This window comes from Flavobacterium sp. ZB4R12 (assembly GCF_048276375.1).
Taxonomy (GTDB): Bacteria; Bacteroidota; Bacteroidia; order Flavobacteriales; family Flavobacteriaceae; genus Flavobacterium; species Flavobacterium gawalongense.
The window spans coordinates 1-16,263 of record NZ_JBLNKS010000015.1; the positions used below are offsets into that span (position 1 = coordinate 1).

Genomic DNA, 16,263 nt, shown 5'->3' on the forward strand with positions numbered 1-16,263 from the left:
AATATAAAGTTAATAAAATTTACAATGAAAAATAAACCCATTTTAGGATTAAGAATTAATGTAAATTTATATCAGGATTAATAACAAAAAGTGTAAACTTTTTTCAGGACGAGACACAATTTAAATCTGTGTTAATTTGTTCGATCCGTGTTATCTGTGTTCTATTTTCAGATGTGTCCAGACGGTAGGCCATTTTGGTTCTCTTCTGTATTTAACTCCAATGTGAGATCATTTGTAATAATCTTTCTTCAAAAAACGGATTGTTTGATTTACAAAACTTAATTTTGCAAACCCGTTTCAGAACATAATCCAACATTTAAAATTTTACTTTATGTCTTACCAACCTGTATTTGCACTTTTCTGGGAAAAGGTAAAAGAAAGCATCCAAAATGGTACTTACGCCAAATTAACGTTAGCCAAAACCATTGGTGATACTGAATTGAAAAATATTTATGTGCGTCCTGTTTTATTAGAAAATGACGTTTTCAGTCTTTCCGTTACGGCACGATATAAAACCGAAGAAGTAGAAAGTTTCCACACACTTGATGAAGCTTTTATTGTATTGGCTCCTTATATGAACAACCCTTTTTTGACAGCACTATTATTCACAACTGAGAATGATATCACATTTAAACTCAATAAAAAAAGAGTAGGAAGCATTATTGAACAGGCGCCAACTTTTAAAAACGCTTCGGATGTAATTATAGAAATGAAAGCGAAAGGACTTTAGTGTTCAGTGTTCAGAATTTAGTGATCAGTCATCGTTTGTCTGTAAAACAAGACTGAAATCAATATTTTTTTTGAGTAGAGCAGTTCTATTTAGACGTCGAAAAACTGATCACTGAACACTGCCAACTACTTCTCCCCTTCCCATTCGGCATAAAACTGCGAAATAAAACCTTCCATATAACGGTGTCTTTCCTTTGCAATTTGTTTTCCGGTTTCAGTATTCATTTTATCTTTTAAGAGCAATAACTTTTCATAAAAATGATTGATGGTTGGAGAATCGCTGTTCTTGTATTCTTCCTTTGTCATCCTTGTATTTGGCGCTATTTTAGGATCATAGAGCGTTCTGTTTTTAAATCCTCCATAATTGAACGTTCTTGCAATTCCAATGGCTCCTATGGCGTCTAATCGATCCGCATCCTGAACAACATTCAGTTCTATTGAAGAGAATTTCTTTTCGAAATTACCACCTTTATAAGAAATGTTATCAATGATATTGACAACATGAACGATGATTTCTTCGGAAACATTTTCTGACTCTAAGAATTCTCGAGCTATTTTAGGTCCAATAGATTCATCGCCATTATGAAACTTACTATCGGCAATATCATGAAGCAAAGCCCCAAGTTGAACAACAGTGGTATTACAAGCTTCGTTTTTAGAAATCAAAATAGCATTTCTATACACTCTTTCGATATGAAACCAGTCATGCCCACCTTCGGCATTTTCAAGTTTTGCTTTTACAAAAAGAATTGTTTTGCTTATTAAATCCGTCTTTATCATTGTTATATTTGGTAAAAAAAATGTTGATTTTCAAAGACTAACTTCAAAAATCAACATTCATTATTCTTAAATCAAAAATTTAAATTCTAGCTGGCTCTACCCATTTGAAAATATGTGACTCTTGTGGAATGACCAATCTTTCAGATATTTTCGCCATTCTTCCTGGTAATTTCATCAAATAATCACGTGCTTTCTCTGCTTCATCCGTCAAACCGGTAATTTTATCAACTTCCCATTTGTCAATTAACTTTTGCATAATATCTACATAATCCGCAGCGGTATAAACGCCAATTCTTTGCGCCGAATCAGAAAACTGTTCGAAAGCAGTGCTTATTTTTTCACCGGATTCTCTTAAGAAATGTGCTGGCATAACGATTTTTGCTTTCATCATATATTGAAAAGCAAGCATCATTTCGCTAGGATCTACCTGAAAAATACGGTTTACAAATTCGCTATACGCATGATGATGACGCATCTCGTCACCAGCAATCATTTTGCACATTTTAGACAATTTGTTATCACCATATTTCTTAGCCATTTGCGCTACTCTGTTGTGTGAAATATAAGTTGCTAACTCTTGAAAACTAGTATACACAAAGTTTTTGTATGGATCTCTTCCGGTTCCAATATCAAAACCATCGTTGATAAGGTGTTGCGTTGTCATTTCTATTTCACGCATGTTTACGCGACCTGACAAATACAAATACTTGTTCAGTAAGTCACCGTGGCGATTTTCCTCTCCAGTCCATTGTCTGATCCATTTAGACCAACCATTTCTCTCTACGTTATCAATTCCTTCTACGTCCATTAACCAGGATTCGTATGTTGGCAAAGCTTCCTCAGTAATGGTATCCCCTACTAAAGTTACCCAGAAATCATATGGTAAATCTTTTGCAATTTCACGCAGTTCTTTGACCTCATCAAAAAAAGTATCGCTTTGAGAATTAGGCAAAAAATCTGTTGGTTGCCATATTTTTTCTACTGGAATTAGATACTGATCGACAAAGCTATCTACGTTTTTTTCTAAAAACTGCATTACTTCTAATCGAATGTTTTTTATTGACATTATATATAAATTAAATTTTTATTCCTTGAACAACTGCTGTTTTTGTTTTTTCCATTAGTTCCTTAAAATCATACTCTTTAACCGCTAACGGTTTATGTACCACAAAGGTAAGGTGATTTCCTAAACCTAGAGGAAAAAATCCATATTTAACTATTTTCCAAGAATTGTTTATACTTACAGGAATCACATATGCTGATGGCGCATATTTACATAAAATTTTTAACCCACTTTGAGCAAACTCTTTTGGTTTCCCTGTCTTACTTCGCGTTCCTTCCGGAAAAATAACTGCGGAACGATTGTATTTTTCAATATATTCCGACAATCCCTTAATAGCTGGAATAGCTTGCTTTGGATCTTTTCGATCAATAAGTACGGAACCGCCATGACGCAAATTAAACGAAACACTTGGGATTCCTTTTCCTAATTCTTTTTTACTGACAAATTTACAATGAAATCGGCGAAAAAACCAAATCATAGCAATAATATCGTACATACTTTGATGATTGGAGACAAAAATCAGAGGAACATTTTTAGGAATATTTTCTATATTTTCAAATTTATAGGTTGTCCCTAAAAGATTTGTGCATTTTAATAGGAAAAAATTCAGATAATCAACACTTTTTTTATGGGCCTGATAACCAAAAACATGGAAGCAAACCCATTGAATTGGGTGAAAAATAACCAAGGTAAGACCAAAACATAAATAATAAATTATGGATATGGGATACGAAATCAGTTTTTGCATGCTTTAAAAATTTGCGACAAAAGTAAGAAATATATTTTTAGCCCGATTTTAAATCCCAAACAATATACAGGCTCAACGTTTAATCGTAACTTTGCAAGTCAAAATCTATGTCTTTTTTCTATTAAAATGAACTTCACTTACCCAAAAAACGAAAAGCTAAAAAGTAAAATCACCATTGGATTATTGTTTTCTGAAGGGAAATCAGTATCCAAATATCCTTTGCGATTGGTTTATTATTCGGGTGCTTTGGGTAGTCCTGAAACATCGGAAGAAAAAATCAAAATGGGTGTTTCCGTTTCTAAAAAATACTTTAAGAAAGCCGTTGACCGCAATTATTTCAAACGTGTACTTCGTGAAACCTATCGTCTCAACAAACATTTATTGATTGATAATCTGGACCAACCATATGCTTTTATGTTTTTTTACCAAAGCAAGGACCGATTGAGTTATGAAGAGATCAATACCAAAACCATTCAATTGTTTGAGAAGTTTTTGGCTCAAAACAGCAAAAAACATTTGTCAGGAAACGACTCAAATTTAGAAAATAAATAATTTCAATTTTACTAAATAAAGCAAATCAGCGTTTCCATTTAGCCCGGTATTATTATTGGTGATTTATTCTTAATTTAGTAGTCTCAAATTTAGTCCAAAAAACCATGAAATTCTTTTTCAAAAAAAAATTCATAATCCCTATTGTCGCATCGGTATTTCTTTATGTTGGTGCCAGTTTCAAAGACGATTTTTTTGAAATAGCCAAACAAATAGAGATTTTCACCACCCTTTTCAAGGAGTTGAATAAAAATTATGTCGATGAAACTAATCCTGGTGACTTAATGGATAAAGCCATTAAAGGCATGTTAGCCAGTTTAGATCCGTATACTGTTTATTTTAACGAACAGGATGTGGTGAGTTTTAAAATAAACAACACTGGAGAATATACCGGAATAGGTGCTTTACTAACCCGAAAAGACGGCAAATTAATCGTTAAAGAACAATATAAAAATTTCCCGGCAGATAAAGCGGGGCTAAAAGCGGGTGATGAAATCACTCAAGTTGGAGACATTCTTTTGTCTGATTTTAGAGAAGATGCTTCACCGTTGTTTAAAGGAGCAAAAAATACTAAAATTGACATCAAATACATCCGTCAGGGAAAAACTTATACCACCCAAATTGTTCGGGATGAAGTTGAAATAAAATCGGTTCCTTTTTTTGGTAAAATAGATGCCGAAACCGGCTATATTGTTTTATCGCATTTCAACAATAAAGCTGCTGTAGAAACTAAAATGGCATTGGAACAGTTAAAAAATGAAGGTGCAAAAAGAATTGTTTTAGATTTGAGAGGCAATCCCGGAGGACTTTTGAACGAAGCGGTAAATATTTGCAATCTCTTTGTTCCCAAAAATGAAATTATAGTAACCACAAAATCAAAGATAGAAAAATTCAACAATACTTATAAAACAACCAGAGAACCCATTGATACTGAAATTCCTTTGATCATAATTGTAAACGGAAAAAGTGCCTCGGCTTCAGAAATTGTTTCGGGTGCTTTACAGGATTTAGATCGTGCTGTGGTATTAGGAAGCCGAAGTTTTGGAAAAGGATTGGTACAAACTCCTGTTAATTTAACGTATGGAACGCAACTAAAAGTAACTATTTCTCGTTATTACACGCCTTCTGGCAGATGCATTCAAGCCTTGAATTATGCCCATAAAGACAAAAATGGGTTGGCCACAAAAACGGAAGAGAAAAACTATACTGCTTTCAAAACCCGCAAAGGAAGAACGGTTTATGATGGTGGGGGTATTCAACCCGACATTGAACTTGACGAAACAAAATTAAGCCCGATAACAAATGCGTTAGTAAAAAACGATGGAATCTTTAATTATGTGACGAGCTATTATTATAAGAATCCAAATTTAGGGAATAGCATCCCAACGATTTCTGATGCTGATTTTTTAGACTTTAAACAGTTTTTAAAAGCACAAAAATTCTCCTTTGACACTGAAACCGAGTTGGCATTGAAAAACACTTTGGCTGTAGCCAAAAAAGAAAAAATAGACGAATCCATCATCACAGAATACCAACAATTGCTTGCTACTCTTCAAAAAAGCGAAGAAACATTACTGGATAAGAATCAGAAAGAAATTAAGAATTTAATTTTAGAGGAAATTATTAAACGCTATCAATACCAAGAAGGTTTATATCAATATTACATAAAAAACAATTCTGAAATTAAGAAATCCGTTAGCATTTTGAATAATAATACAGAATACAAATCCATTTTAAAATTGTAATGAATAAATATTTTAAAATAACACTCTTATTGTTTTTTGGATATCTTTCAGCTCAAGAAAAATCCGTACAAACTGTCTATTTTGATTTTGATAAATACACCCTTTATGATCAACAAATTAAAACTATCACTGATTTTGTAAAAAAATCAGACACTACAAAGATTGAATCTATCCAAATTTATGGCTATTGTGACGACAGAGGTGACAATGATTATAATTATAGATTATCAACTAACCGTGTAAAAACAGTTCAAGACATACTCACTTCTAATAGTTTCAACAAAAATAAAATTGTCGTTATTGAAGGTAAGGGACGCGTAATTTTGAAAAAAGATATTGAGGAAAATTTAACTGAAACCCGGTCTAAAAACAGACGCGTCGATTTGTTTATTGTTAAAAAAAATAGTTTCGGAAAAGGTATTTACAATTCTTTTCAGGAAAAACATAAAGTTGGAGATCGTGTTTATTTAGAAAACATCTTATTTGTAATGGGTAGCAGTAAACTTACCGAACAATCCAAGCAAGAATTAGACAAAACGGTAATGGTATTGCAAAAAAATCAAACCCTACAATTTGAAATTAGAGGACACGTATGTTGTACGCCCAATTATTACCCTGATGCAATAGATGAATTTACTCGTGAAAGAAAACTTTCGTTGAATCGTGCCCGAAATGTCTACAGATATCTGATATCAAAAAAAATTAGTCCGCAACGAATGACTTACAAAGGTTGCGGAAATAAATTCCCTTTAGGAAAAGGAGATGCGCTTGACAGAAGAGTCGAATTTCTTATTTTAAAAATATAATTATACTTTCTGCATTTCGATATGTGGAATATCATCTTCTAAATACATTTCGCTGGTTTGAACAAAACCATGACTCTCGTAGAATTTTTTCAGATACAATTGGGCGCCAATAGTAATTTGGCTTTCGCCAAAATAAAGCTGAATTCCCGCAATAGCTTCTCTCATTAAATCATGCCCCCATTTCCTGTCGCGGTAATTTGCAGCAACGGTTACTCTTCCAATAGAAGCATTATCAAAACTGATTCCTGCTTTGAAAAGTCGGGCATGAGCCACAATTGCACCTTCAAATTCTCCAAAGAGATGCAACGCCACTTTGTCTTTACCGTCAAGATCCAGATAAACACAGTTTTGCTCCACTACAAAGATCTCACTTCTTAATTTGAGTATATCATATAGTTCATGTACCGTAAGCGCCTCAAAAGGCTTTATTTCCCATTCTAACGCCATGGATTATTTCTTTTTTATATTAATTTTTAATTTAGAGTAACTAGACATTACCTTTTTTCAATTTCAACTGATTTTATAATGGATTCCAACTCATGCATCAGGTCTCGTTTTTCCTTTGATGGTGCATAACAGAAACCTTCCAAAACCAAAATTCTATTATTTTCCTTATCTATAATAGCATAATTGATGAAAGGACCCGCCATAAAATCATTTTTCAATTCCCAAGTTCCTTTGGTTTCGTATGTTTCTTTCCCGTCAAGAGTAATCTTTGAAAGATATGGTGCATAGGCCTCCTCAGTAATCATATGCGTATTTGGTTCTGTACCGCTAATATATAAATTACCTATTGAATCTCGCATTTTTATGATATTCGAAATCAAATTTGAGTTCTTTTTAATGGAGTTTAAAGGACCCTGATAAATTAGCAGACTTGTATTTCCGCCGACAATTTCCTTCTTTAACCACATGAAATTACTTTTGTGAAGCACATAAGTATAACTGGAAGGAATCTTTATGGAGATATGGAATTTATTACTGATTAATTGTGGATTAAGTAGCGACTGACTATTGATTCTCTGGCTTTCGGCTATTTCTGCCTGCTTGATCAACTGAATCATTTGGGGAGCATTTTTTTCTAAGCATGCTATAATATCAGCCCCGGTTTTTCCTGAAATATGAAACACATTTTGAGGTGATGCATATTGATTTTTCTTTATTTCAAATTTATTTTGCTCTTCTTTCTTTACCACAATAATCGCTCTGGTATCCGTCATGAATCCCTCCAGAAGTTTGACCGGATATTGATTTATGGTAAATAGCGGTTCTTCTTGTGGCAATCCAATTACTGGTGATGCAAACTTATTTCGAATACTGTCTCCTATCTCACCATTCCACAACTGATCATCAATAATAACCGAAATGGTATTGATTTTCCCAGTCGTTTTACGATGCAAATTATCGTTCTTCTTTGTACAAGAAAAAAATAAGAAAGAAACAAGAAGGCACAAAAAATGGATTTTATTCATTATAATTTAATTATGAAATCGCCATTAACAACAAGTTTGCGCAAGCAAACACCAATAAATAAAAAGGCGATACCATATATGACAACTAACAATTAAATTTTACATATATGAAATAAAACCCAAATTTATAGAAGTTTATCGTATTATCCGTTTATTTTTAACTTCATTCCGGATTTAATATTCCCCCCGCGAATATCGTTCCATTTTTTAATATCTGAAATGGTTACCCCGGGATATTTTTTGGCAATACTAAATAAGGAGTCCCCTTTTTTGACATAATACTCAATACCTGTTGCTAAGTTGGCTTTTTTCTTGAAGGAATCGGCGGTCGCTTTGTCGGTAGTAATCACAATTTCATCTTTGGCAACAATTAAAGTAGCACCTAGCGCAATGTTGTGGTCCGATAAATTATTCCATTGTTTTAAATCGGCTAAAGTAGTGCCAAATTTATGGGCAATATTTCCTAGATTGTCTCCTTTTTGAACCACATATTCTATGTCTTTTCGTTCTGGATTAGAAGCCAATTCTTCTTCTTTATTAATTTTAACTTCAGAAGCAACTACTCTTTGACTTTCCGAAATTGTTTCTGAAGGAACTGCCTCCACTTTTGGTTCTTTCTTAATCGTTCTTACGATACTTTGTTCGGTAATGATTTTTAAACTTTTACCATAAGGAACAGCATTGCTTTTCAATTTATTCCATTTTTTTATATTGGAAACGGCAACATCATATTTATTGGCAATTTCACTCAAATTATCTCCGCGTTTTACTTTGTAATATTTTGTTTTAGGAAGCGTAATCCGTTGTGTGGTATAATTCGTAGTATCACGTACAACAATCGCTTTTGTAACCTGAAATGGTTTTTCACGAAAGTCAAGTTCGTGTTGGGTATACGCATAAATTTTAGCTTCATTTGAAGTAAATACAGCTACTTTATCTTGTGGCAATCTCAAAAAATGATTTTCATCATGATAAACTGGAACTACATTCAACTTATAGGAAGGATTCAACAACTGCAATTGAGCTACGGGAACATCAAGCAAATCTGAAATTTGTTTGAACGACATTTGCTTCTTAATCATTATGGTATCAGTGGCAAAATGTTTTACTGTTGCTCTATTGGGAATAATTCCGTGTTCCTTGTGGTATTCATAAATATACATTGTCGCCAGGAAAGCAGGTACATAACCTTGCGTTTCTTTTGGAAGATTTTTTCTAATGTTCCAATAATTTTGTTGACCACCAGAACGCCTAATTGCCTTAGAAACATTCCCTGGACCTGAATTATAAGAAGCTAAAACCAAATCCCAATCACCGAATATTTTGTACATATTCGTCATGTATTGGGTTGCCGCTTCACTGGCCTTCAAAGGATCGCTTCGTTCATCAACATAGGAATCAATTTTCAAACCATATTGTTTTCCCGTTTGATACATAAACTGCCATAGTCCTGTAGCCCCCATTTTGGAAACTGCTTTTGGGTTCAAAGCGGATTCCACAACTGCTAAATATTTTATTTCCAAAGGAACATTTTGTTTGGCAAGCGCTTCCTCAAACAGCGGGAAGTAATACTCCGAAATAGCCATTAACCGTTCAAAGGATCTCTTTCTGTTTTTTAGGAATGACTTGATGATATTTTCCAGACCTTGATTGTACTCAATATTGAAAGGTGATTTTGCATCCATTGCCGCCAGTCTTTCTTTCAAAAGTTCAGTAGGCAATTCATAATCCACTTTTTCGTCAATATTGATGTTTTTTATATCATCCGTTATATTGTTGTATAAATCTAAGTTGGTCAATTCTTTCATCCACAAACTATCAACACAAGATGCCATTTCATCTTTTACGAAGGTTTTCTTGATAGAATCTAAATAGGATAATTTTGGTTCTACTTTTACAAAGTTTTTATTTTCAACAACTTCTTGCGAAAACAAATGCACTGATAACAATAGAAATAACGATAGGGTGGTATTTTTTACATTCATATTTTAATGATCAAAGTCCTATATTTCAAATGATTACATTGGTATTTTCTACAAACATAACAGGTTAAAACTAAAAATTTCTTTAAATATTGTTAAAAATGCAACTTTCAGTTCAATTATGAAGAATTTTCCGTGATTTCATTGTGAAAATTCCTTTTAAAACACAATTCATCAAATTTTAAAACTAAAAAAAACCTTAGCGACAAATAGTTCATCGCTAAGGTTTCTTATTATTATAGATAAGGTATTTTTAAATCTGGATTACAGCTTAAAATGAAACCTTTTTAAATCATTGTATTAGTCAAGTATCGCAGCAATTCCTGGCAATACTCTTCCTTCAAGCATTTCTAACATGGCTCCTCCACCAGTTGAAACATAACTCATTTTGTCTTCTAGTCCAAATTGTTTAACTGCTGCTACTGAATCTCCACCACCTACAAGTGAGAAAGCTCCGTTTGCAGTTGATTCAGCGATGAAGTTTCCAAGTGCAATTGTTCCGTTAGCAAAACTTTCCATTTCAAAAACTCCTAATGGACCATTCCAAAGAATAGTTTTAGAATCCATAATTACTTTTTTGAAGTTTTCCAATGATTTTGGTCCAGCATCAAGTCCTTGCCATCCGTCAGGAATTGCTGAAACATCAACAATTTGAGTATCGGCAGTATTTGAAAAAGCATTTGCTGCCACAACATCAACCGGAATATGAATTTGAACTCCTTTTTCTTTAGCTAATCTCAATATTTCCAATGCCAATTCCTGTTTGTCATCTTCACAAATTGAATCTCCAATTTTACCTCCTAATGCTTTTACAAAAGTAAATGTCATTCCACCACCAATAATCATGTGGTCGACTTTATCCAGAATATTCTCGATAACCGTAATTTTAGAAGAAACTTTAGATCCACCAAGAACTGCTGTTACTGGTTTTTCGCTGTTTTTCAAAACTTTGTTCAAGCTTTCGATTTCTTTAGCTAATAATAATCCGAAACATTTTTCAGTTGGGAAGAACTGAGCGATAATTGTAGTCGAAGCGTGTGCTCTGTGTGCCGTTCCAAAAGCGTCGTTTACATAAATATCACCAAGTGACGCTAATTCTTTTGCGAAAGCAACATCTCCAGCTTCTTCTTCGCTATGAAAACGCAAATTTTCCAATAATAAAACTTCTCCCGCTTGTAATTTTTCAGCAGCATTTTTAGCTTCCACGCCAACACAGTTTGAAGCAAACTGAACTGGTACTCCAAGCACTTCCGAAGTTGTTTTTAGGATGTGTTTCAATGAATACTTTTCTTCAACACCTTTTGGTCTGCCTAAATGTGACATCAAAATTACGCTTCCGCCTTGAGCAAGAATAGCATCAATAGTAGGTTTTGCCGCTTCGATACGAGTGGCATCTGTTACATTGAAATTTTCGTCCAAAGGCACATTAAAATCAACGCGTATTATTGCTTTCTTATTTTTAAAATTAAAATCGTTTAAAGTTTTCATTAAGTATATTTTTAGTTTGTTTTTTTTGAAAGAATAACAAATATAGAACTTTTCAGGAACTAAAAAATAAGAATAGTTTGAAAATTAGGGAAATCCACTAACGAAAACGTTGTAATAGTCGCAAATTATTTGTTTTTTGGAATTAATTTCGAAAAACATTCGTCTCTGAAATCTTTCCTTTATGGAATTTCTAAAACGATAAGGAGCGCATTTTCGGATAACGCTTCCCATTCTAAGGAGTCAATTCCTGACAAACTTAATCCGTCTTTTGATTCTAACAAACGATTTTCCACTTCAAAAGCTCCATTAATTACAAAAACAAAAACGCCGTTTGAACTATTTTTTAGCGAATAAACCCCTTCTTTTCTTCCGTCATACATTCCTATAAAACCCAATGCATTTGAAATTTCGAATAATGGAATTAATTGGTTCTTATCGGTTAAACCAAAATCAAACTGTTTGAAATTGCTTTCGAAATCTTGAATTTTGGCATTGAATCCTATTTGTAAATAACTGACATTTTCTTCCTCATAAGAATTAGAAAGTTTGAAAGACATTTCCTTTTCAGCAGAAATAATTCGGATTTGTTCGACTCCTATAAAACTTTCATTCCCAAAACTGTCTTTATAATCTACTCCGCCAAACAGCGGTAAAATAAGTATTGCTGTATTGGCTTCCAGAACTGTTTTGGTTGCATGTTGAGGCACCAGTATTTCTTCATTAAAAAAATGTAAAACTCCGAATGGTTTTCTACTTTCTTCGAAATAACTTCCAAAATTTAAAGTAGAAAAACAGCTGTGTCCATTTGATTCAAACTGCCTTCTCAATTCGGATTTGAATATTTGTGCAGGATTTTGTTGTATCATTTTGATGGCTATTACTTCTAAATCAGCTTCTCTAACCCGCAACATTTATGGTATGCTCCAAGACAAATCCTTCAGCAACACTTCCTGTAATCGTTGACAATTCATTGGCTACACCATCCGAAAACACATTATCACTGGCATTATAAGTATATCCTGTCATTCCTTTAGAATATCCATTAGCAGTTGAGGCATTTACTACTACAACGGCACTACCGGAACCTTCAGGAAATGCAATTTGAGTAACTAATAACGATGTTCCAGAGGCATTATAAACATGGACATGAATGTGTGTTGCTCTACCGCTATACCATCCCGGAAAAATAGACTTGAAACTAACTATTCCATTCGCATTTGTAGTTTGTCTTCCTCTCAAAAAGTGAACTGCTGTAAAATCTGCTGATTGCATTCCGGTTCCGCCATATTCTGAATAATAGCCATCCTTATCACAATGCCAAATATCTACAATGGCTCCTGCTAAGGCGGCACAACTGGCATTGGTGTTTTTTATCGTAACGTTAATGGTAAATCCTACTCCCGTTCTATCGCTAACAATATTAGTCGTCACTAGTGACGAAGGTATTTTGGTAGGAAATGGCCCAGCTGTTTCTGTTGAAGTGACGGTACAACTCCCAGAATTGTTAGTAGAACCTGTACTCGTTGTAGTTTCTGTTGAAGAAATCGCATCATCACTGTTACAGGCCTTAATTATAGGAATGACCAAAGATCCTAATCCTACTAATCCTAATCCTCTTAAAAATTCTTTTCTTTCCATAGCAAATACTATTTTAATGTTACAATTATAAAAGTATTTAAATGTAAATAAGTGCTAAAATTTATGAGGTAACCGAAAGATTTTATGCGGTAAACAAATAAAAATCAGAATAAATTTGTAATTTTTTAACAATAAAACAACATGCTTATTCTTTATTTATTACGGCAAAAAAAGCACTTTCATAACTCGCACTCACCGGAATTTCCTCCTGATTGATGTAAATTATTTTGTTTCGCACTTTTTCAATTTTTGAAATGGGAACAATAAAAGAACGATGTACTCTTATGAATTCAGGGACAGGCAACTTTTGAAGGATCGTTTTCAAAGTCATTCTGGCGACAATTGTTTTCTGATTTTGTATGTGAATTTTCAGGTAATCATCTAACCCTTCATTATATAAAATATCCGAGAACAGAATTTTAATCAAACTATAGTCGGCACGGATAAAAAGATAGCGTTGTTCCGGATTTTGGTTTTGTAATTTCCATTGGGAAAAGGCTTTTTCGACAGCTTGTTGAAATCGTGAAAAAGAAAAAGGTTTCAAAATATAATCGGTAGCGCTCAATGTAAATCCTTCAACTGCATATTCAGAGTATGCAGTAGTAAAAATTACCATCGTTTTATGCGGTAAGTTTTTAAAGAAATCAATCCCGGAAATAGATGGCATATTAATATCCAAAAACAATAAATCAACAGGATATTTCTTCAAATATTTGAATGCCTCATCCGATTTAGTAAATGTTTTTTGCAAATCGACATATTCTATTTTATCGCAAAAACTTTGCAAAATATCCAATGCAGGTGGTTCGTCATCGAGTGCAATCGCTTTTATCATCCTACTTTGATTGTTAAGGTTACGGTATAATTCTCCTGATTATCATCAATTTTTAAAACATGGTTGTTGGGATACAAAAGAGACAATCTCTCGATTGTGTTTTGCAATCCAATCCCGCTATCCGATTGAATGGATTGCACTTTATAATTAGAAACAAATAAAGTCAAATAATCCCCAACAATTGTAATCCGAATAGCGATGTCGGAATTCTGATTTGGATTCACACCGTGCTTGAATGCATTTTCTATAAATGAAATTAAAATAAGTGGTGTGATGCATTTGCCGAAAGCGTTCCCTTCAACAACATAATCAACTTTTACTGTGTTGCCCAAACGGGTTTTTTGAAGCTGAACAAAATTGTTGATATAATACCATTTTACTTTTGATTTTACTGGAATAAAAAACACCGCGTCTCTTCGAGTGATTTTGAATAGTAATGCGACAGCTTTACTATTCAAAATTGTATCGAGAAGCTTACAATGTTAGGGTTCTCGATACATTTTATTAAAAAAAGCTATCGCATTTTTTAATAAAATACTCGAACTGACGCACACAGTTAAATTGATTTATCACAGTAAATTTAAAGTCTAAATGATATAATTAATTCTTTATCCAAAGCAATCACATCATCATTAGCATTCGTTATTATATACCGCATTAATTCGGATAATTGTACCACAGCATCGGCCGTTTTATCATCTTTTTTTATGGCTAAAGAATAAATGCTATTCAAAGTATTAAACAAAAAATGAGGATTAATTTGTGCTTTCAAAAAGGATAATTCCGATTTCATTTTATCCTTCTCCACCTTCTGCAACCGAATATTAATAGCAAATAATAAACTGGAAACAACCCCAATTAAATAAACCAAAGTGGTGTGTCCATATTGAGTTGGCGGCCCGCCAATTGGTTCCGAATTCATGGGTTTTGGCGGAGGCATTCGTCCGTTTGGTGGGTTTCCATGTCCAAAATCCAGAAAATTACGTTCCGGATGATCAAAGACAGTTGAAATCCATAGAAAAAACAATAAAAACAGCACAATGACACTAAAGTATAGCATCTGTTTTTTTGAAAAATAAACTTTAGGGATTAAATAGTAATAATTGAAGTAGAAGAAAACCAGCAACATAAAATAGATAAGAAAATATATTCTGTCATGACCATTACTTGCTAAATTCGGCAAACTAAAAACACTTCCCGATGAAGTAAATGCATAAGGCAAAAGCAAAAATGCTAAACATAAGCAAAAATGCAATGCGTAAAAGGAAATGTTTTTTTTCATGAATACTACTTAACCAATCAAATTTAAGATTCTTATTGGAAGCATTCAAATTATTGCGGTAAAAACATCGATTGTTGCGATTTAAATGAATATTACCCCATTTAAATGTAACCTGATAAATTGCAACGTTTAACTAATTCATTTGAATTATTAATCGTGTACCGGACTTTGTGTACAAGGACAGTTACTAATGCCCGCAAGAAAATCAAGTCCTATTGTAACGACATGAGTTCCTGTATTAAATGCTGCTAACTGATTAAGGGTAAGTTGGTAGGAGTACCCAAAATAAAAATTAGACTTCTTAAAACCAAGCATTGGCCCCAAATTTAACGGTTTAAAAAATTGATCATTAAGAAAACGGTAGGATATTCCAGCCCAATAGTAATCCTCATATTTATTAAAATGCCTGTATTTTATATTAACATCTGTACTGGAACGTTTGTCACTGGCAAAAAATTGATAGAAAACAGAGGGTTCGTACTCCACCCTGCTATTGGTAGGACTTTTAAAAACATAGCCCGAATAAACCTGATAGTTTCTAAGTAATACAGGCTCTACACCTGAAAACTTATCTGCATTTTTATTTAAAATATTACTGGCATTAAGACTCAAATAAAATGATTTGTTTCTATACAATGCGCCTACATCAAAATTGTTATTTGATACAAATCTATTGTCTGTAATACTAGGGTCTATAACAGGAATTTCATAAGTCGTATTAAAATTATTAATATCTATTTTAAAATTATTAATATTATAAGAAATCCCTAAGGACAAATATTGTTTGGTATAATAATCCAGTATTAAATGATGCGCAAAGGAAAATTTAGCACCCGTCTGTCTAGTATTCCCATTACTGTCATTATAAAAAGACACTCCAACTCCTGATTGATCCGCAATTCTAAAATCGGCATACACCGATTGATTATCCGGAGCATCTTTTATACCAACCCATTGAGTCAAACCATTAGCCCTAATTTTAAGATTATCTCCGATTCCTGCGAACGTTGGTGCTATTACGAAATGATTATCTGCTAAATATTGTGTGAAAACCGGCAAATTTAACTCTTGGCTATAACCCGAAGTTACAGCCAAGAGAAGAAATGATAGTATTAATTTTTTCATTTGAGTCATTTTAATTTGGGA

17 protein-coding genes are annotated in these 16,263 nt (G+C 33.3%); 4 read left to right on the forward strand and 13 right to left on the reverse strand.

Going from position 1 to position 16,263, the window contains the following annotated elements; all coding sequences use genetic code 11:
* Positions 1–331: 331 nt before the first annotated feature.
* Positions 332–730 carry a hypothetical protein gene (locus tag ACNO7W_RS11840; protein ID WP_417938297.1) on the forward strand — a complete coding sequence of 133 codons (399 nt, stop codon included), beginning with the start codon at positions 332–334 and terminating at the stop codon, positions 728–730.
* 125 nt (positions 731–855) lie between these two features.
* On the opposite strand, the gene ACNO7W_RS11845 is transcribed toward ACNO7W_RS11840, so the two are convergent.
* The 3 genes from ACNO7W_RS11845 to ACNO7W_RS11855 form a co-directional block, all read right to left on the reverse strand.
* The gene (locus ACNO7W_RS11845) at positions 856–1,509 is read right to left on the reverse strand and encodes an HD domain-containing protein (RefSeq protein WP_417938298.1); all 654 of its coding nucleotides are present in this window, start codon (positions 1,507–1,509) and stop codon (positions 856–858) included.
* Between the two features lie 79 nt (positions 1,510–1,588).
* Positions 1,589–2,575, reverse strand: a complete 987-nt coding sequence (locus ACNO7W_RS11850) for an acyl-ACP desaturase (protein WP_143388029.1) — start codon at positions 2,573–2,575, stop codon at positions 1,589–1,591.
* Positions 2,576–2,585: 10 nt separating this feature from the next.
* Complete coding sequence (locus tag ACNO7W_RS11855) at positions 2,586–3,320, reverse strand: lysophospholipid acyltransferase family protein (RefSeq protein WP_417938299.1); 735 nt, start codon at positions 3,318–3,320, stop codon at positions 2,586–2,588.
* Positions 3,321–3,446: 126 nt separating this feature from the next.
* Between ACNO7W_RS11855 and rnpA the strand changes: the two genes are divergently transcribed.
* From rnpA to ACNO7W_RS11870, 3 genes are all read left to right on the forward strand, one after another.
* Positions 3,447–3,872: a ribonuclease P protein component gene (gene rnpA, locus ACNO7W_RS11860; protein WP_143388031.1), complete on the forward strand. Its 426-nt coding sequence runs from the start codon at positions 3,447–3,449 to the stop codon at positions 3,870–3,872.
* A 104-nt stretch (positions 3,873–3,976) separates the two neighbouring features.
* On the forward strand, positions 3,977–5,614 hold the full coding sequence (locus ACNO7W_RS11865) for a S41 family peptidase (protein WP_143388032.1): 1,638 nt from the start codon (positions 3,977–3,979) through the stop codon (positions 5,612–5,614).
* Entirely contained in the window at positions 5,614–6,420 is an 807-nt protein-coding gene (locus ACNO7W_RS11870; RefSeq protein ID WP_417938300.1) for an OmpA family protein, read from the forward strand. Before ACNO7W_RS11865 ends, ACNO7W_RS11870 begins: the two co-directional genes overlap by 1 nt.
* Here ACNO7W_RS11870 and ACNO7W_RS11875 read toward each other — a convergent pair whose 3' ends face one another.
* From ACNO7W_RS11875 to ACNO7W_RS11920, 10 genes are all read right to left on the reverse strand, one after another.
* A complete protein-coding gene (locus ACNO7W_RS11875) occupies positions 6,421–6,867 on the reverse strand; it encodes a GNAT family N-acetyltransferase (protein ID WP_417938301.1) in 447 nt (148 codons plus the stop codon).
* Between the two features lie 47 nt (positions 6,868–6,914).
* Entirely contained in the window at positions 6,915–7,892 is a 978-nt protein-coding gene (locus ACNO7W_RS11880) for a DUF4837 family protein (RefSeq protein WP_417938302.1), read from the reverse strand.
* A gap of 143 nt (positions 7,893–8,035) precedes the next feature.
* Positions 8,036–9,877 carry a LysM peptidoglycan-binding domain-containing protein gene (locus ACNO7W_RS11885; protein ID WP_417938303.1) on the reverse strand — a complete coding sequence of 614 codons (1,842 nt, stop codon included), beginning with the start codon at positions 9,875–9,877 and terminating at the stop codon, positions 8,036–8,038.
* A gap of 297 nt (positions 9,878–10,174) precedes the next feature.
* Positions 10,175–11,362: a phosphoglycerate kinase gene (locus ACNO7W_RS11890; RefSeq protein WP_417938304.1), complete on the reverse strand. Its 1,188-nt coding sequence runs from the start codon at positions 11,360–11,362 to the stop codon at positions 10,175–10,177.
* Positions 11,363–11,541: 179 nt separating this feature from the next.
* Positions 11,542–12,273 carry a pirin gene (locus tag ACNO7W_RS11895; RefSeq protein ID WP_143387253.1) on the reverse strand — a complete coding sequence of 244 codons (732 nt, stop codon included), beginning with the start codon at positions 12,271–12,273 and terminating at the stop codon, positions 11,542–11,544.
* A complete protein-coding gene (locus ACNO7W_RS11900; protein ID WP_417938305.1) occupies positions 12,260–13,000 on the reverse strand; it encodes an intradiol ring-cleavage dioxygenase in 741 nt (246 codons plus the stop codon). Before ACNO7W_RS11900 ends, ACNO7W_RS11895 begins: the two co-directional genes overlap by 14 nt.
* A 145-nt stretch (positions 13,001–13,145) precedes the next feature.
* Positions 13,146–13,835, reverse strand: coding sequence for a LytR/AlgR family response regulator transcription factor (locus tag ACNO7W_RS11905; protein WP_417938306.1), 690 nt, complete (start codon positions 13,833–13,835; stop codon positions 13,146–13,148).
* Positions 13,832–14,293, reverse strand: a complete 462-nt coding sequence (locus tag ACNO7W_RS11910; RefSeq protein ID WP_417938307.1) for a hypothetical protein — start codon at positions 14,291–14,293, stop codon at positions 13,832–13,834. Before ACNO7W_RS11910 ends, ACNO7W_RS11905 begins: the two co-directional genes overlap by 4 nt.
* Before the next feature lie 122 nt (positions 14,294–14,415).
* A complete protein-coding gene (locus ACNO7W_RS11915; protein WP_417938308.1) occupies positions 14,416–15,117 on the reverse strand; it encodes a histidine kinase in 702 nt (233 codons plus the stop codon).
* 150 nt (positions 15,118–15,267) lie between these two features.
* Entirely contained in the window at positions 15,268–16,242 is a 975-nt protein-coding gene (locus ACNO7W_RS11920) for a type IX secretion system membrane protein PorP/SprF (protein ID WP_417938309.1), read from the reverse strand.
* Positions 16,243–16,263: the final 21 nt, after the last annotated feature.